Source organism: Pseudomonas sp. WAC2, from assembly GCF_030403525.1.
Taxonomy (GTDB): domain Bacteria; phylum Pseudomonadota; class Gammaproteobacteria; order Pseudomonadales; family Pseudomonadaceae; genus Chryseomonas; species Chryseomonas luteola.
The window spans coordinates 37,859-55,996 of record NZ_JAUEPD010000013.1; the positions used below are offsets into that span (position 1 = coordinate 37,859).

Annotated in this window: 10 protein-coding genes; all 10 read right to left on the minus strand. The window is 49.1% G+C overall.

What is annotated here, in order from left to right; translation table 11 throughout:
* Positions 1-110: 110 nt before the first annotated feature.
* The 10 genes from QWJ10_RS22370 to QWJ10_RS22425 all read right to left on the minus strand — a co-directional run bounded on the left by QWJ10_RS22370 (position 111) and on the right by QWJ10_RS22425 (position 17,459).
* The gene (locus QWJ10_RS22370) at positions 111-1,913 is read right to left on the minus strand and encodes a glycoside hydrolase family 15 protein (RefSeq protein WP_289929706.1); all 1,803 of its coding nucleotides are present in this window, start codon (positions 1,911-1,913) and stop codon (positions 111-113) included.
* Positions 1,914-1,924: 11 nt separating this feature from the next.
* On the minus strand, positions 1,925-2,818 hold the full coding sequence (locus QWJ10_RS22375) for an SDR family oxidoreductase (RefSeq protein WP_289929707.1): 894 nt from the start codon (positions 2,816-2,818) through the stop codon (positions 1,925-1,927).
* Between the two features lie 432 nt (positions 2,819-3,250).
* Positions 3,251-6,469, minus strand: coding sequence for an EAL domain-containing protein (locus QWJ10_RS23225; RefSeq protein ID WP_354669641.1), 3,219 nt, complete (start codon positions 6,467-6,469; stop codon positions 3,251-3,253).
* Positions 6,466-6,924 (minus strand): response regulator, encoded by a 459-nt coding sequence (locus QWJ10_RS22395; protein WP_289929708.1) that lies wholly within the window; start codon positions 6,922-6,924, stop codon positions 6,466-6,468. Before QWJ10_RS22395 ends, QWJ10_RS23225 begins: the two co-directional genes overlap by 4 nt.
* Positions 6,921-10,706: a PAS domain S-box protein gene (locus tag QWJ10_RS22400; protein ID WP_289929710.1), complete on the minus strand. Its 3,786-nt coding sequence runs from the start codon at positions 10,704-10,706 to the stop codon at positions 6,921-6,923. The genes QWJ10_RS22395 and QWJ10_RS22400 overlap by 4 nt, the downstream gene beginning before the upstream one ends.
* Before the next feature lie 6 nt (positions 10,707-10,712).
* Entirely contained in the window at positions 10,713-12,953 is a 2,241-nt protein-coding gene (locus QWJ10_RS22405; RefSeq protein ID WP_289929711.1) for an ATPase, T2SS/T4P/T4SS family, read from the minus strand.
* 8 nt (positions 12,954-12,961) lie between these two features.
* On the minus strand, positions 12,962-14,092 hold the full coding sequence (locus QWJ10_RS22410) for an ATP-binding protein (protein ID WP_289929712.1): 1,131 nt from the start codon (positions 14,090-14,092) through the stop codon (positions 12,962-12,964).
* On the minus strand, positions 14,085-14,750 hold the full coding sequence (locus QWJ10_RS22415) for a GTPase domain-containing protein (protein ID WP_289929713.1): 666 nt from the start codon (positions 14,748-14,750) through the stop codon (positions 14,085-14,087). The genes QWJ10_RS22410 and QWJ10_RS22415 overlap by 8 nt, the downstream gene beginning before the upstream one ends.
* A gap of 99 nt (positions 14,751-14,849) precedes the next feature.
* Positions 14,850-16,193: an HD domain-containing phosphohydrolase gene (locus QWJ10_RS22420; protein WP_289929714.1), complete on the minus strand. Its 1,344-nt coding sequence runs from the start codon at positions 16,191-16,193 to the stop codon at positions 14,850-14,852.
* 12 nt (positions 16,194-16,205) lie between these two features.
* Entirely contained in the window at positions 16,206-17,459 is a 1,254-nt protein-coding gene (locus QWJ10_RS22425) for an ATP-binding protein (RefSeq protein ID WP_122044069.1), read from the minus strand.
* Between the last annotated feature and the right edge of the window lie 679 nt (positions 17,460-18,138).

The window sequence follows — 18,138 nt, forward strand, 5'->3', positions numbered from 1 at the left end:
ATTGCGTATCCGCTTTAAGTGTAGGCCTGATACTCATCAAGTACTGCTATATTTGGCCTGCAGCGTTATATATCTGCGCTCATTAAAAATCATTTATTAGCCGTTCTTACTTAGGATTCAGTCTTGGCAGGGTCATCAACGGCCAGAATGGCATGGATCATGGCAAGATGACTTAAACCTTGAGGGAAGTTGCCCAGTGCTTCGCCGGTCTGGGGGTCCATCATCTCAGTCATCAACCCTATCCCGTTGGTTGATACTTTCAGCACATCCTCCATCAATGCCTTGGCGCGCTGGTTATCACCCAGCACAGCATAAGATTCAACCAGCCAGAACGAACAGGCCAGAAAAGCGCCCTCTTCTTTCTCCGCACCGCTGTAGCGATATACCAGCGGGCCGCGCGCCAGTTCACGATGAATTGCTTCGCACGTGGTGATCAACCGCTGCTTGCTCTCAAAGCCGAAGCGAATTGCAAGCAGGATGCCGGCGTCCAGCTTGTCAGTACCGGCATAGAAGGTATAAGCCTGCTTGGCCTCGGACCAACAATGTTCATCTATCCAGTCACGAATACGGTCACGCTCACGCTTCCAGCGCTTTTGCATCGTATCGGGAATGTGACCCTTTTCTGCCAACTTGACTGCTCGATCCAAGGCAAACCAGCAGCCTAACTTGGACATGGTGTAATGCTGCTCTTCTTCCAGCTCCCACATCCCGGCGTCCTTGCAATGCCATTGATCAGCGCAGAGACTGGCCAGCTCGACCAGCATTCCGGCGGTATTAAAATCCAGGATATGACCGCCCTCCACATACATGAGGATGGTTTCTAAAAGATCGCCATACAGGCTCAGCTGGTATTGATAACTTGCTCGGTTGCCTACTCGAACAGGGCTGGACTTTCGATAGCCCGGCACATTGATCACCCGCTCTTCCGGCGCCTTATCGCCCTCCAGAGTAAAACAGGTATGTAGACGGTGGCCGTGCCGGCGGATGACGTTCTGCAACCATGCCAGCGCAGCCTGAGCTTCTGCCATGGCACCAATGCGCAGGAATGCTTTGATGGTAAACACCGCATCTCGTACCCATGCATAGCGGTACTCGTAATTCTTGTCGCCTCCCAATCTTTCAGGCAGCCCACACGTAGGTGCCGCCACGATAGCGCCACTTGGCGAATACAAGAGAAGTTTTAGCGCCAGAGCCGAACGAATGACTGCTTCCTTGAACACCCCCTGGTATTGCAGACCTTCAGCCCATTCCCGCCACGCCATGTCACTGCGATCAATACGCTTGTCGACTTCCTCAAGTGTTGGCACAGCCAACGGCTCATTCTCGGTCGCCATCAGCGCCAATACGGTACGGTCCCCTTGTTTCAACGTAACGTGTGCACGCACCAGCCGGTCGGTACATTCATCAATCATCACCTCATCGCCGTAGCACAGCATGGCCATCAGACCATCGATATGCATCACCTCACCGTTCGGTGTCTGGCGAATCCACGGTGAGATGGTCTGGCCTCGCGTACCAGGCACTAACTCGATACTAAGCGTTACCTCACCCTGTACGCCCTCGATACGTCGTCCCAGCTCAGACCAGGGCAACCGGCCTGCAGATCCACTGTTAAGCGACTCGGTCAGGCGGACCTGACCCGAGTCGGTCTCAAATAACGTCTCCAGTACATTGCTGCTTTGCAGATAGGCACGTCGGGCTGTGTACGGTTGGACAGGGGTAATCGAAAAATAACCACCGCTGGGCGCATCCAGCAGACGATCAAACAGAGGGGGTGAGTCCATATTGGGGGCACACCACCAATCGATGGAGCCGTCAGCCGCTACCAGGGCGACCGAGCGGCCATCACTTAACGCGGCATAATTTTCCAGGAGCGCGTACCCCTCAATGCGGTGCGTCTCGAACGTCTGCATGATGCGATCCGTCAGGCCATGCCGCCGGTTGCGCCGTATACTTCACCCGTCACATAGCTGGACTCCTGGGAAGCCAGAATGACGTAGATCGGAGCCAGCTCTGCCGGTTGGCCAGGCCGCTTGAAGACAGTCTCGCTGCCAAACGACGGAATCTTCTCTTGAGGCTGGCCGCCGCTGGGCTGAAGTGGAGTCCAGAAGGGTCCGGGTGCTACCGCATTGACGCGGATACCCTTGGAAATGACCTGTTTGGCCAACGCCTTGGTAAAGGCAGTGATCGCCGCTTTAGTAGGCGCGTAATCCAGTAGGGTTTCCGACGGTTGTACGGCCTGAATGGACGTAGTGTTGATGATCGCGGCACCGGCCGGCATATGCGGAATTGCTGCCTTGCATAGCCAGAACAGCGCATAAACATTGGTCTTGTAGGTGGCGTCAAATTGGTCAGTGGTCAAATTGGCGATGTCTTCAACAGCTGTCTGCTTACCTGCCACGTTGACTAGAATATCCAGGCCACCCAGTGCATCCTTGGCTTTGCCAATCAACTCATTGCAAAAGGCCTCGCTTTTCAGGTCGCCCGGAACGCAAACCGCCTTACGACCTTCCGCTTCGATCAGTTGTACAACTTCTTTCGCATCCGCCTCTTCTTCAGGCAGATAATTCAGCACGATGTCGGCCCCCTCGCGCGCATAAGCGATTGCCGCTGCTCGCCCGATACCCGAGTCCGCGCCGGTAATAAGCGCCTTGCGGCCCGCAAGACGTCCAAATCCCTTGTAACTGGTTTCACCGTGATCAGGGCGTGGCTGCATGTCCTGAGCGAGACCGGGCGGATTTTGAGGCTGCTTCGGAAATTCTGGCTGGGGATATTGGGTCAGGGGATTCTGCATGGTGTACTGGTTATCAGTAGGCATAAAATAGTTCTCTCGTCAGTGACGCCGCGATGAAAAGATGAAGGCGGCTTGGATAAAGACAGCGGACATGTCCAAGTGCTGTCTAAAAATGGGAAACCTTGACTGTGGAGATGGTTCCGTCCGATTTCAGACAGGCATGTGCGCTTCATCTATTAATCACCGGCTGCACACCGAGGCGGTCGCAATAGCGGCGCAAACTTTTGGGCACCGGAGCAGAGAATCCAGAAGATGTTATTAAGCATCTGTCTATCATCGCGATGAGGCGCGCCATAGTCTGGAGAGGAGAAACTATTAAGCCAATGCTGACCAGAAGATTCGTGACGATCCGTTATGCCTGCCTCTTTTTGCCGCAACGGCACTAAGTTAACAAACACAACTTTTCAGAAAAATCTTAAGCGCTAATGACCTCACAAAATTTTTAAACATCTCCTATCAGCTGTCATCCTTTAGCTCACTCAGGCTTTCAGTACGACTGTTCATAAACTCACGGAAAGCCTGGGCTATATTTTGGCGTAACTGCTCATCATCCCAAGGCTTTGTAAGAAACTTGTAAATAGCGCCTTGGTTAATTGCGTCAGTCACTGATTTAAGATCAGTGTAACCAGATAGCACAATACGCATCGTATCTGGATAGAGCTCTTTTACTCTGCTTAAAAACTCTGTTCCGTTCATTTCAGGCATACGCTGGTCAGACAGGATAACTTGCACGTTATGCTTGGCAAGCAATTCAAACGCCTCTTGAGCACGAGTAGCCATCAATATTTGATACCCATCTCGCCGCAGAACACGAGCCAGCGCGCGAAGAATATTTTCCTCATCATCAAGCAAAAGCAGCGTCTGCATCTGCTCTTTGCTGGGAAGGGCCGGTCCATTGGTCAGCAGTGGTTTACGTAGGAAGGCCTCAAGCTCGGTGAAAGGCATAGGCTTGGCAAAGTAATAGCCCTGAAAAAGATCACATTGATTTTTTCTCAAGAAGGCAAACTGCGATTCATGCTCTACTCCTTCGGCTACCACTTTTAACTTCAAATGGTGAGCCATTGAGATAATGCCTTGCGTAATAGCCGCATCACGTTGATCACTGATGATTTCGCTAATAAAAGACCGGTCAATTTTAATCTTATCGATGGGTAAACGTTTTAAATAGCTTAGGCTGGAATAACCTGTTCCAAAATCGTCAATAGAGATACTTAACCCTAATGCCTTCAACTGACGCAGCGTATCAATAGCGCGCTCGGCATTGTTCATTAGAACCGACTCGGTTAACTCAAGCTCTAACTGCTCGGCACCTAACGCATATTTCTGCAGTACACCTTGGACACTATTCACGAAGTTGTTTCGCTGAAAGTGGAGCGGCGAAATATTTACAGCTATCGTCAATCCAGCCATGCCCTGATTGTTTAGGTATCGGATATGTTTACAGGCGGTATCCAAAATCCACAGGCTCAAGGGAACGATTTGCCCTGTATCTTCCGCTACAGGAATAAAGGATGCAGGAGGAATAAAACCTTTTTCAGGGTGCCGCCAGCGCAACAATGCTTCAAGTCCAGCTACTCGGCCACTGCGTCCGTCCACAAGGGGTTGGTAATACAATTCCAACGTTTGATTTTCTATCGCTTTCTGAAGATCGTTGCGGAGCGTAACGCGATCACTTATGCGTAAATTCAGATCATTGGTAAACCACTGATAATTGTTGCGACCTTCCTGCTTAGCCTTATAAAGCGCCCGGTCAGCTTGTTGAATCAATACACTGGGTTGATCTAAACGACCATCACTCAACGTAATACCTATACTAGCCGTAACATGCAACTCTATTGCTTGTACATAATAAGGACGAGCGATATCCGAAAGTAAGCGCTCGGCCACCAGCAGTACATCCTCTTCTCTAGCCAAGTCAGGCAATAAGATTACGAACTCATCACTCCCCATACGAGCAACCGTATCACCAGGTCGTACCTGCTGGCTCATGCGTCGTGCTGCCTCGATAATGATCTGGTCGCCCAAATCATGACCATAGGTATCATTGATAGGCTTAAATCCATCCAGGTCAACATACATAAGAGCAAGGCTGCGATCATAACGCTGCGAAATCTGACATCCTTGGCGGAGGCGGTCCTCTAGTAAGGTTCGATTAGGAAGCCCTGTTAAGTGATCATGGCTTGCGTTATGGCTTAATTCGGTTTCATAGCGCTTCTGCTCGGTGATGTCGTTTTGTACCCCGACAAAATGCGTGACCTCGCCTTTTTCATTAAAAATCGGTGATATATACAAATCGTTCCAGAACGGCGTGCCGTCTTTACGGAAGTTACGTAGTAGCTGACGGACCTCCTGAGCATTGGATAACCGTTTACGAATATCTTCCAAAGAACGAGGGTCTCGCTCCTGGCCTTGCAGGAATCGACAGTTTTTTCCTAGCACTTCAGCCGGGGAGTAACCTGTTATCCGCTCAAAAGCCGGATTGACATACACAAGCGGAAGATCAGGCAGCAGAGCATCAGCAATGGCTACACCGTTATAACTGGACTCAACGCTTCGCTGTAACAACCGTAGCTGCTTTTCCGACTCCTTGCGTTCCGTAATGTCCCGCAATGACAACAAGCTGGCCTGATGACCCTCCCATTCGGTTTTAGATCGATGAATTTCGACATCTACTGTATTGTGTTCAGGTATTGGCAGTGACCATTCATAAAGCGTATCGGATGTTTGAGGAAACGATAGGCACCGCTGTTGCAGCTCCTGCTGTGTAGCTTGAAGCAATGCTTCGGCTGCCGGGTTGGCGTAGTAAAGGGTCCCTTCTTCGCCTATAACAAGTAGAGCATCACGGGTGTCATTAAGCAGTTGTCGAAGCGCTTGCTCCCGCTGCATTAATTCCTTGCGTACCTTTTGCTTCTCGGTGACATCAATCAGCAATGCCCAGCAGCAGGGTTTGTTATCGAAATCAAACTCATGCGCAAAGACTTGGGCATATAAGTAATGGCCTTGTTTATGCCGATAGTTCCAGACGCCTACATCCAGGTTACTGTCCAGCTTATTCCAATTAGCCTCAAAATACTTTTGGAGACGCTTACGCTCTTCAGGGGGTCGTATATCAAGCACCGTCATCGAAAGAAGCTCTTCTCTGCTGTACCCCAAGAAATCAATAGCTGCTTGGTTGACTGTTTGAAAGCGTAGCGTTTCCCGGCTAAACACCCACATCGGGCTAGGGTTGGCATCAAACAACAGCCGATAACGGGCTTCGCTTTCAAACAACTGAACAGTAGATTGGTTACGCTCAACGGCATAACGGATGCTGCGAACAAGCAGCCGTGTATCGAACTGTCCTTTGACTAAATAATCTGCAGCGCCCAACTCAATGGCATTAGCATCGAGCTGGTCGTCCTCCTGACCGGTAAGCAAAATGAACGGTTTATTTACCCCCGCCTTAAGTGCTTGGCCTATCAGCTCGAGGCCTGAGTCCGGTCCTAATCGATAGTCAATGAGATAGAGGTGATGCCGCTGCTCTAAAACCGTTGCTAGCGCCTGGTCATACTCATTTTGCCAGTCCAGTTCGAACGATTCTTTTTTAGCCTGGCGCAAGAGATCACGCGTAATGAGGTAGTCATCTTCATCATCTTCGATCAGAAGCAGACGCAGGGGACGACTCTGGTAATTCATAGCGGATCCTTAGTGCCTGAGAACTGGACCAGATCTGGCCAATTGCGGACAAATGTTCTGACCATATCCAGCAATCCGCTAAAGGTAACTGGCTTGGTCAGAAAGGCATTAACACCAGCGTCCAAGCTATGGGCAATATCCTCTTGAGCAGAAGAGGTACTCAAAATGACAACCGGTAAGGAATGCAACTTTTGATCCGCTCTGATTTCAATCAGACTTTCACGTCCATCTTTCAATGGCATGTTGAGATCCAGCAGAACAAGTCCCGGTAAGGGAAAACTTTCGCTGTCCTCATAAGGTGGACGATGTTTCAGATAATTCATCAACTCTTCACCATTATGAACGAAGCGCAATGGATTAGAGATAGAGGCCTCCTTGAAGGCTTCGCGAATCAGCAAGCAGTCGTCTGGATCATCATCTGCTACAAGTATGTAGGAAGGCTTTTGTTCCATCATGCAGAGACTTTCTCCGGATTAGGGAATGTAATACGGAAAACGCTTCCTTTACCGGGCGTGCTGTTTGCAGTGATATGAGCGTTATGGCGCTCAACTATCTTCTTGACGATCGCTAAGCCTATGCCGGTTCCTTTATAAGTCTCTCGACTATGTAACCGCTGAAAGGGATTAAATATACGATCAAGGTACTTCTCATCAAACCCTATACCGTTATCGGCCACGAATAACGTCCAATCGCCCACTTCACCTTGTTCAGCATAGACGTTAATGACGGGCTTGCTATCAGATGCCTGAAACTTTAATGCATTACTAATGAGATTTTGCAGCACCTGACGCAGTTGAACGGCGTCGCCCATGATCACAGGCAAATTACTGATCTGCACATGAGCTCCCGCCTGCTCAATCGTTGCTTCAATATCATCCAGAACTTCACTAGCCACATCATTCAAGTTTACAGACTGTAAGCTTTGCCCTCGGGTATTAACACGAGAATAATTGAGCAGGTCGATAATCAAAGCCTGCATGCGCGACGCTGCACTGCTCATGCGCTGCAAGTAATCGCGCCCGTCTTCATCGAGAGTGTCAGCACGAGCAGCCAGCCGCTCTGAGAAAGCTTGAATTTTCCTCAAGGGCTCTTGAAGATCATGCGAGGCAACATAAGCGAATTCTTGCAGCTCACGATTACTGCGCTCCAGCTCAACCAGAGTAGCCTGCAGTTGATGCTCAGCTTTTTTACGCTCGCTAATGTCTTGAAACGAACCAACAATTCGGACGATTTGTCCTTCGTCATCGCGTACCGGTTGAGCTGTAATGCGCGCCTGTATCAAGCGGCCTCGGGCAGTATGAATTTCAATGTCATAATCAAGGTTTATGCCTTGCTCGACACACTGCCGCATGGCCTCTTCCGCTCTTGTACGAAAAGGTTCAGGGTGAAGCGGTAGTATGTCATCCCAGACAGGTATCACATCTGAGGGAAATTCCAGCAACGCTCGCGTTTCTTCTGACCAGACCATTGAATGTTCAGGCAGGACTAGCGCCCAGCCGCCCAGTTTGGCGGTATGCCCTGCCATGCTCAGCAAAAGGTTCTTTTGTTGGAGTTGCTCAAGGATAACCCTGCGCTCGGTAATGTCCTTCGCAATACCAAATACGCCAACAATCTGGTTGTTTACCACAATGGGTTGATTCGTGACGTCCATCAGTATTTCGCCATACGGCGTACCAATGCGAACCTCGTAACGCTGTGCCCGCCCCTGGCTAGCGGCCTCGAAGTGTGTCGCTACTCTAGATAGGTCCCGCTCGATGACTAGCGCTGTGTAGTGATTCCCTACAATCTCTTCACGAGATAAGCCGATGATTTTCAGGCCAGCGTCATTAACACTTTGAAAAAACCCTTTGAGATCAAGTGAATAGATAGGGTCAGGATTCAAACTAAACAATGAGCGGAATCGCTGCTCACTTTCCTCCAGGCGTTGCAAACTCTGTGAACGCTCAATGGCTATAGCTGCTAACTGCTCGGCCGTACTTAAAAGTTGCAGCTGCTCTTCATTAGGTTTGTGAGCCTGCCGCTGGTATATGGCAAAAGTACCTATGGCTTCCCCTTCGTTATCAATCAACGGTGTTGACCAGCAGGCTAGAAAGCCATGGCTTAGAGCCAAGTCACGATAATTGTCCCACAAGGGATTTTCTTGGATGCTTTCGGTATAAATGGCCTTACGTAAGAAAGCAGCAGCACCGCAATTACTCGAAGCCGGCCCGATGGGAAGACCATCGATCCCCTTTATGAAATCCAGTGGCAGATTAGGCGCAGCGCCATGGGTAAGGTGCGTTTTTTCCGGGTTGGTCAATAAAATCGAGCAGACACACCGCGGATCCTGTGCCTCAATCATGAGACAAATCTCAGTCAAGATTTTACCCAGGGGCTGCCCTAAGGTAATCATCCGCAGAATTTGGCGTTGGGTATCCGCAAAGACCTCGTTTTGCACTAGCCGAGTAATATCGTGAGCAACCGCAAAACGCGTTTGCTCCTCATCAGACCATGCTGATGTCCAGAGTATATGGATGATACGTCCATCACGATGGCGATAACGGTTACGAAAGAACCGTGTCGGTCGATCATGCGTAATACGGCTAGCCTCTAACTGCGTCTTTTCATAATCATCAGCCAGTACAAAGTCCATGTAGGCTCTGCCAATCATTTCTTCGGGGGCATAGCCAAATACGCGTTCACATGACGGGCTTATTTCCAAAAAGTGCCCATGCGCATCTGTCGAGCAAAGAACGTCATGGCTAAACTCCATGATCCTCTGGTGCAACCTCTGCATGCTCTCCTGATGATGCAGACTCACCTCCAACCGCTTGGAGTGCTCAAGCGCTATCGACCCGAGTCGCTGACTAATCATTAAAAGAAGGCTCAGGCTTAATCCAAACAACATGACCAGCGCAGGCAGATAAGCCGACGCGAAAATACCTTGGGAGGTATCTAAATAGGACACTAGACGCCACTCAAGATCATGGTGTAGTTGTACAGACTGATCGCTTACATGGTTTAAAAAACGCTTTGAAACTTGGGGATTTGAGGTGAATAACTGGGCGTCGCTGTCATAAACCTGGATAACGAAACCATTTAATCCATTGTTTCCTATAAGCTGATCAAAAATACTTTGAACATCAAAGGTAGCGACAAGAAACCAGTTTGACTGCTGACTCTTCAGGTGTAGAGGTATAGCGATCAAAGAGTTATAATTTTTATATACTTCAGAATACCGAATAGAGCTTATATGGGCCTGATTATCCCTCTGTACATGACTTAGCCATTGCTGCTGTACGGGATCAGACAGGAAGTACAATAACCCATCACGATATACAGATCCCCGTGCTTCTAACCAATATGGCTTGGATTCGAGATTTATGACTGCAATTGCACCCAGACTAGGAAAGTCACGCAAGTAACTTTGAGCTTCCTGCTTCAATAATTCAGGATTAAGTGGCCATGAGCGTTTTTCCCATCGCTCAGCCATACGGTGCATTAACTGAAGATGGATACTCAAATCTCTGGTAATGGCGCTCTGAGTCTTGGAAAGCAATAATTTACTTCGCTGGGATACTGCGTCAGCTGCCTGAACACTTAGCAGATACCAACTTATACAAGTCAAGAATGCACTGATTACACCGATGCAAAGAGTTACGCGGTCCAGCATAACCTCTTTTTTACGCACTGGTGATACACCGAGCACAACAAGCGCAACGCCTAACAATACCGTAAACAGGCCTGCAATACTTGATGCATGCTTGAACCCCAGCCTAAAAAGGTCGAGATCTGGATGCCACATTACAATCTGAGAGAAAGTAGCGAGCGAAACCAGTAGGAGACCAATAGCTTGGGCTATTTTCCTGGAAACAGGTCCTCTAAAGCTAAGCGTCAGACCTAAGACCCAAAGCAGCATCGTTACCGCTAGTGAGCTGCGTATTCTCAAAAAGCCGCTTATCCAGGAGATTCCGACATCAGCGCCTCCTGCTAGATAATTATGGATTAACGAGTACAGACAAAGGCCCATGATTGCAGCTGTAGCGCTTCTCAACAGCCAGTCTTGTCGCCGAGATGCAGCTAATAGCGTTAGGCCTAACAATATGCACAGCAGAGCACTATCAGGCAGGAGCACCACTGTATGTACAGTAGGCAGATCGATCCGTTGATAACCTATTAAGCTGATACTGCCGACCATTAGTAAAGCGAACGCTAACAGGTGCAGATAGGCCTGAAAGATGATGTATTTATTCTTCATGTCGCCTCACAATACCTGCGGGCCTAATGTACGTAGGACTTCATCAATGGTGGTTAACCCTTGATGCACCTTTTCTCGAGCATCATTGAGCAAGGTAACCATACCTTGTTCACGAGCAATGGTTTGCAGCTGCATAACCCCTGCCCCTTTAAAGATGGCCTCCCTCAGGCTTTCGGTCATGATCAAGACCTCATGAATACCAATCCGCCCCTGATAGCCCTGGTGGCATTGGCTACAACCCCGACCCTTGAAGAACCTCAGGTCAGGATCCTGAAAATCAAACCCCAGGGTACGAAGACGCTCAACACCCGGGGTCGTAGGCTCGCAACAACATGGACAGATACGCCTCACCAGGCGCTGCGCGATAATGGCTTCCAAAGCAGTAGCGACGACATAGGGTTTAAGCCCTAAATCCAACAGGCGGGCTATGGTCGCAGCGGCGGAATTGGCATGAAGGGTCGAAAAGACCAAGTGACCTGTCAGCGCGGCATGAAAAGCAACCTCTGCCACTTCACCCTCTTGAATTTCACCCAGCACTATGACGTCAGGATCCTGACGAAGAATGGCTCGTAATAAGTTTGCGGAGCCAAGGCCAATCCCTTCACGAACAGGTACTTGCCCTGCCAGATCCATATGAAACTCGACCGGATCTTCAATCGTGACGTAGTTCTTTTCGGAGTTAGCTTGGTGCTGTAGCAAAGCGAACAACGTAGTTGTTTTTCCGCAGCTTGTAGGACCGGTTGCCAGAACGATGCCTTGTGGTTTACTGACCACATGCAGCAAGCGCTGCATGTTATGAGGGGATAGCCCTAGGTTATTCAGAGACGGTGCCTCTGACTGCCGCTCAAATACGCGCATAACCACCTTTTCGCCATTGGTGGTCGGTAATGTAGAAATATGCAGATCAACGATGCGCATAGGCGTTTTGACGGTGATCCGTCCGTCTTGAGGACGCCGCCGCTCGGTAATGTCCAGTTCAGCCATGACCTTGATACGAGAAACCAGCGACATTAGAAGGGCGCTGGGAATCTGTATTTTATCTTGCAGAATACCGTCAATGCGATACCGCACCACAACGTGCTTGGTTCTAGGATGGATGTGAATATCGCTCGCGCGTAAACGCAAAGCCTCAAGAATAATGGCATTGACCAGACGGATAGCAGGTGGATCCTCAGAGCGACTAAGCAACTCCTCCAGGCTTTCAGGGGCGACTTCCTCATCAAGGATGATCTCTATACCCTCATATGGATCGCTGGCCCCAACCACCGTAGCGATTTCCTCAAACTCCTGTTGACTCGGTTCACCGAATAACTCCTTGAGCTTGGCCTGTAGTTGATCAAGCGGACACAGTAAGGAGTCGATACTGTAGCCAGTAACAAAGCCGAGTTCTTCAATGAGTCCTATGTCCATGGGATCGGCCATAGCCAGGCGTAACCGCTTGCCCACCACGCGAAGCGGTAACACAAGCTGACGAGTACATACTGCTTGTGGAATCAGTTCCAGGACACTGGAGTCTGCCTGGAACTCTCGAAGGTCAACCTCTTCGAGCATAATATCTTGTTGTAGAAAGGCGTAGACCTTGCGACTATCGATCCAGTCATGCTGCATCAGTTGATGCATAACCGGAGTTTTATGGCTTTGCATCTCCTTGTGAAGCTGTTGGATCTGTTGAGCGCTAAGTAATCCTTTCTTATGCAGCAAAATGGCCAATTGACTGCGATTCGTTACACTCAGCTTGGCCAGAGTTTCCAGATCCCGATGCTGTTTCTGATTCACCTGCTCAAGGGCACGGTTTCGCTGTAGCAATGAATGTTGCTCCAAGGCCAGAGCTATGGTCAGCCTTAAATCATCGTCATTCCATGGCTTAAGAATGAAGCGGTACACCGCACCTTCCTTAATGGAGCCCATGACTGCTTCTGTATTGGCATGCCCGGTAAGCATGATGCGCAGCGTATCAGGCCAGCGTTCACGTACCTTTCCAAGCAGCTCGCTACCGCTCATGCCTGGCATCATGAAATCACTGATGATTAGATGAACAGGCCTGACCTCAAGAATCTTTAATGCTTCAAGGCCGTTACGAGCAAAGTACAACTCATAATTTTCGCGTTGAAACACTCGCCGTAGCGCTGAAAGAATGCCAGGCTCATCATCTACAAGAAGCAACTGATAAGGGACATGAGGGGGTTGCTGATCCGCGTCGGTACTGATCGGCTCGCCTAGAAAGAGGGACGCATACGGCTTTGTCATAGGGCCCCCTATCGGCTCCAGAAGCGAAGAATAACGCGTGTTCCTCTGCCTTCCTGGCTTTGCAGTTCGATTTCACCGTTATGCGCGGCGACAACATCGCGCGCAACTGTTAACCCAAGCCCACTGCCTGAGCCTACAGGCCGGGTGGTAAAGAACGGCTCAAAAACACGTGTTTGGGTCTCATCAGGAATGCCACAGCCAGTGTCCTCGATAAGGACTTCCTGATGATTGTTGATGTTCTGGCGAGTCGTGATTTTGATTTCGCCTCGCTCATTCAATGACCGGACTGCGTTATCCAAAATGTTGTAAAACGCCTGGGATAGCTTTGCAGGATAACCCGCCAGCTCAGCTAGTTCGCCCAGCTCCATTGTTACAGGTAGAACCTGATTATGTGCTGCTTGCAGTAGGTGACAGGTTGTCTTGAGAAGAGAGTTGAGATCACAAGGCGTAAATTCAGCCTGGTCAATATTTGAGAAGGTCTTTAAATCAGAAACGATAGCTGCAATGCGACTTGTACCACTTTCAGACTCTAACAAGAGGGCACGAAAGTCTTCCAGCATTGAATCAGTGGCTGGACTACTAGGCACCTCGGCACCGAGTTCGTCAAGATAGTCGCTGGCTACCCGCAGATTACTGGTAATAAACCCAACAGGATTATTGATTTCATGAGCGACCCCAGCTGCAAGTTGCCCTACCGCGCGCAGTCGTGCTGTCTCGTATAGCTCTTGCTGCGCCTGCTCGATCACTTTGACCTGAGCATCTACACGCGCCTGAAGCTCTTCGGAAAGCTCCTTGTATCTTGCTTCAGAAGCCTGGAGCGCCTTATGTTGCCGCTGCAATTCCACAAAGTTTGCTTCCGTTACGCTGCGGTGCAAATTGGCGGCTAGTCGATATTTGGCGATATAAAAAATAACAAACTCAACAAGTCTTGCGGCATTGCGCTGAATATCTGCGTTCTCTGGGCTATGTAACCAGCCCAGGCATTCCAGATTGAACTCTACCGGCTCAGCTTTTGGTACAGGACACTCCTCCAGGTAGACAGGGTGCCCGGATAAAGCGCTTATAAGGTCCAATAGCTGTTTCAGACGTGCCTGAGATAAAAGGTCCGAAAGTTTTGGATCATCTTCAAAATTACGCATTATCTGAACCCACCAAGCTCAATTGGGTAACGAAAGTCTCTGCTGAAATGCCTTCTTTCGCGTCCAATCGAAACTCGTGGTCCAGCCGAGGATAAATTCGGTCAAGCAGCAAGCGAAAGCTTTCAACGACACCTATTCCGTTTACCGCAGAGGCCATGCATAGCGGAGCCCAGGGAGTACTTGCCCAGCGAGCCCTCAATTCTGCCTCTTCAACTGCACCGGCCAAGTCGCGCTTGTTGAACTGAACAACCAAAGGGAGGTGCTCTATGGTCATGCCCAGTTTCAACAGGTTCTCAGCAAGATTGTCAAAAGCGTTCGCGTTGTTGTCTTGCTGATTGTGCTGTGAGTCAGCAACAAAAATTACCCCATCAGCCCGTGACAATACGGCTTTGCGTGTACTGTCATGCTGTACCTGACCGGGTACGGTATAGAGCTTCAAGCGAAGGTCCAGGCCCTGCTCTGCTCTTAAACCAATTGGCAAAAGGTCAAAAAAGAGGGTTCTATCGTCCCGGGTTTCCAGGACCATGAGGTCCCCCTTGCGCTGCAATTTCAACTGGCTATGCAGATGAATCAAATTGGTTGTTTTACCGCTCAGTGCAGGCCCGTAATAAACCACTTTGAGTACTAGCTTTCGCTCATGCGGGACGTAATCAACCATGGCTTCTCTGCTCTACTTCACTCGGCACAGCACCAACAACATTTAATGCGGCCAAGGCAGCTAAAGGGTGTATGGCACCCTTTATTCGTTGAGTAATAGTCATCGGTTGCCGCCTTGAGAAACTGATGCGGACTCATCCGATTTACGAACGAACAAGGTATAACGTGCGCCTTCTGAGGCTTCAAACGCGATCAGCTTGTCAATCAACGGGCGTGTTAGCTGCTTGCCTTCATTTAGTAGAAGCATCCCGTTTTGCGCGTGAAGACTACGCGCCAGAACCATGCCGGGTTCCAAACGCCGCGTGTCGACGGCAATGATATTGGTATCAGCCAGGGCTAGATCAGGCGCAAGCGTAGTACACACCTCTAAAAAACGCTTACACAAATCCGGGTCATAAAAGCGGCCGCTGAACTTTCCTATTAAAAGCAGAGCCTCATCGCGACTTAAACGACGATCAAGAATCATCCCACGCTGAAGCTCTATAAAATCTACTGCCAGCTTAAGCAAACGAGCGCCCAAGGGTATGGCCTCGCCCTTTAACCGATCCGGGAAGCCCGTACCATCCCACCGTTCTTGATGATGGCGAATCAAACGCCCTGCATCTTGTACGGGCTCAAGGGTCATAAGAACGCTTTCTCCTACCACGGGATATTGCCGATAACGCTCTTTATCTTCCTTGTAGAGCTGGTCGGAGGGAGAATTTAACAGCTGGTCGTCCCACGTTAACTTGCCCAGGTTATACAGGGCAGCGGCCATCGTTAAATCACCCGTAGAACGTTCATCAAGTTTCACATAGTCGGCATATGCCTTTACAAGTGCAATAACTTGTGTGTTGGTTTGCCGAGCCTTGCTTAGCCGAAGGTTAACGAGATTGGCAAACACTTCCGTTGCCGTCACATAGCTACGCTTGAGTTCCAAATAGGCGAGATCCAGCATGTCTGCGGTTTGCTGAAGCTCAGCAGTCCGCGCCCGTACACGTTGCTCTAGCGTACTATTAAGCTCTTGCAGCCGGATATTTTGCTCATGGGTGAGCCGCTCAAGGCGCTCACGTTCACGCTCTGAATGCTGAAAGGCCAATGCTTGGCGCAAAACCATGCGCAGCTCATCATCATCCCAGGGCTTGCTGATGTAACGGTAGATCTGACCCTCGTTGATAGCCCGAACTGTAGTCGTGATATCGGCATAGCCCGTCAGCAAAATACGAAGGCAAGTGGGCCAGCGCTGCTGGACATGGCTAAGCAGCGTAGCGCCATCCATATTGGGCATACGGGCATCTGACAGTACAAGATCAATGGGCTGACGCTCTAGCAACGCCAGCGCCTCCTCGCCTCCTGAAGCAGTCAATACCTGATAGGGCTCGTTACGAAGGACGCGGCGAAGACTACTGAGGATATTAGGCTCATCATCGACCAACAACAGGGTCGCTGCATTTTCAACGTTCATGGTGCCTCTTTTTTATTGAGACGCTTCAATGGGTTGCTGAACCGGTAACCAGACGCGAAAACGTGTCCCCTGACCGACTTCGCTGAATACTTCGATGCGACCGTGGTGTTTTTGAATAATGCTGTACGAAAGTGCCAGCCCCAAGCCTGTGCCTTTGCCAACAGGCTTAGTAGTAAAGAATGGCTCAAATATGCGATTCAGCAACTTAGGCTCGATGCCCTTACCGGTGTCTTCTATCTCCAGCCAAACCCATTCCTTCTCATGACCACTACGTAAAGTAATGCGGCCAAACTGCTCAATGGCATGAGCTGAATTGACTAGCAGGTTCATGATGACCTGGTTAATTTGAGAGGGAATACATTCGACTTCCGGCAGATTACCGTACTCTTTAACGACCTCAGCCTTATATTTCAGCTCGTTATTGACAACATTCAGCGTGGTATCGATGCCTCGGTGCAGGTTCGCAGGCCGGAACTCTTCCTCTTCGATATGAGAAAAATCTTTTAACGCACCTATAATCCGCTTAACGCGATCAATACCGTCTTCAGACTCGCTAATTACGGCCTCTACATCACTTCGTATGTACTCGTACTCAAGGCTCTTTTTGAGTTGACGGATGTCATCCAACGTAGACGCGCTGTCGACCGCATCAATGATCTTTAAAAGATCATGCACATAACCACCAAGGGTTTTGAGATTTGAAAAAACGTAGCCAATAGGATTGTTGATTTCATGAGCAACACCGGCTGCTAACTGGCCAATAGCCGCTAGCTTTTCTGATTGCAGAAGCTGGTTATTGGCAGCCTCTAGTTTACGAAGAAGTTGGGTCTGCTCATCCTGCTTGTGTCTCAAAGCCTTGAGGGCGGCCTCAAACTGGTCCTTGGTTTCATAAATCGTGTTTGGATCCTGAAGGATCAAACCGTAATGAGGGGTCCCGTCTGGCGCATTAAAAGGAAAAAAAAACGTGCTCTGCAGAAAAGCCAAGCGTTCTTGCTCACCATTCTTTGTTTTCAGCCTTATCAGAGGCATCTGTTGGCTATCCGCTAATGTGGCTTGCTCTTTCTTGATCAACTGCTCAAGGTTTAGAGCCGCTTCAGGAAAAATCTCATCAAAGAAACGTCCCTGAGCATCGCTCAATGCCTTTCCGCTATGCAGCGTCATAAAGGCATTCCAATGCTGGATAGTCAGGGTTGCATCAAAAATGATGAGCCCAAGATCCACTCTTTCTGCTAGAGCACCTAGTAATTGGACTGGGAGCCTTTCCATTTACACTCCTAACGCGGAGACATGATTGTTTGAAGGGAAAGATGCTGCAGCTACGGATAAGGCGGCAGTATTGCTATTCCGATTAAGGCCAGCTAGCGGCTTTGATTCTTAACCTTTATATCGGGCAAACCGCTTTTTTTCTGAGTAGAATTTCAATGACTTGAGTTTCAAGATGTTGCAAAAATATAAGTAATGCCAAATTTTTGAATTCTTGGAAAAGCTATAAAATCAGCCGTCAACTTTTTATCAATTAGATATAATGGCTAGCTAATTAATTTACTACTGAAACACTTCAAAATACGCCAAATCTTTTCAAGCAATCTGACCTAGAGACGACTCATACAGATAATCGCGGCCAGTAAGATACGTACAAGGACACATCATGCAATCTCGTCCTCGCTCTACCAAGCCACCCTTATTCCTGATTTGATAGTTATAGCGCTCGCTTGCCTAGATATTAGGTTTAGGCATATTGCACTTTAGAATTCTAAACCCTGAATCATAGGAAACCAAGGAAAGCAAAGACCAGTCTTTACAATTTTGCATTATTTTCATGCCCAGCACGCTAAAAGATCATTTTAAAAAATAATCTTGTTCTAACTAAGCTAGATTAGCGTGTAGCATTTAATAGTGCGGACGCATTGCAGCCTGATCAACACGCAAATGGTTTAAGCAATAA

Coding starts and splice junctions, on each gene's coding strand:
- QWJ10_RS22370 (WP_289929706.1), bottom strand. CDS start 1,913: ATGCAGACGTTCGAGACGCACCGCATTGAGGGGTACGCGCTCCTGGAA.
- QWJ10_RS22375 (WP_289929707.1), bottom strand. CDS start 2,818: ATGCCTACTGATAACCAGTACACCATGCAGAATCCCCTGACCCAATAT.
- QWJ10_RS23225 (WP_354669641.1), bottom strand. CDS start 6,469: ATGAATTACCAGAGTCGTCCCCTGCGTCTGCTTCTGATCGAAGATGAT.
- QWJ10_RS22395 (WP_289929708.1), bottom strand. CDS start 6,924: ATGATGGAACAAAAGCCTTCCTACATACTTGTAGCAGATGATGATCCA.
- QWJ10_RS22400 (WP_289929710.1), bottom strand. CDS start 10,706: ATGAAGAATAAATACATCATCTTTCAGGCCTATCTGCACCTGTTAGCG.
- QWJ10_RS22405 (WP_289929711.1), bottom strand. CDS start 12,953: ATGACAAAGCCGTATGCGTCCCTCTTTCTAGGCGAGCCGATCAGTACC.
- QWJ10_RS22410 (WP_289929712.1), bottom strand. CDS start 14,092: ATGCGTAATTTTGAAGATGATCCAAAACTTTCGGACCTTTTATCTCAG.
- QWJ10_RS22415 (WP_289929713.1), bottom strand. CDS start 14,750: ATGGTTGATTACGTCCCGCATGAGCGAAAGCTAGTACTCAAAGTGGTT.
- QWJ10_RS22420 (WP_289929714.1), bottom strand. CDS start 16,193: ATGAACGTTGAAAATGCAGCGACCCTGTTGTTGGTCGATGATGAGCCT.
- QWJ10_RS22425 (WP_122044069.1), bottom strand. CDS start 17,459: ATGGAAAGGCTCCCAGTCCAATTACTAGGTGCTCTAGCAGAAAGAGTG.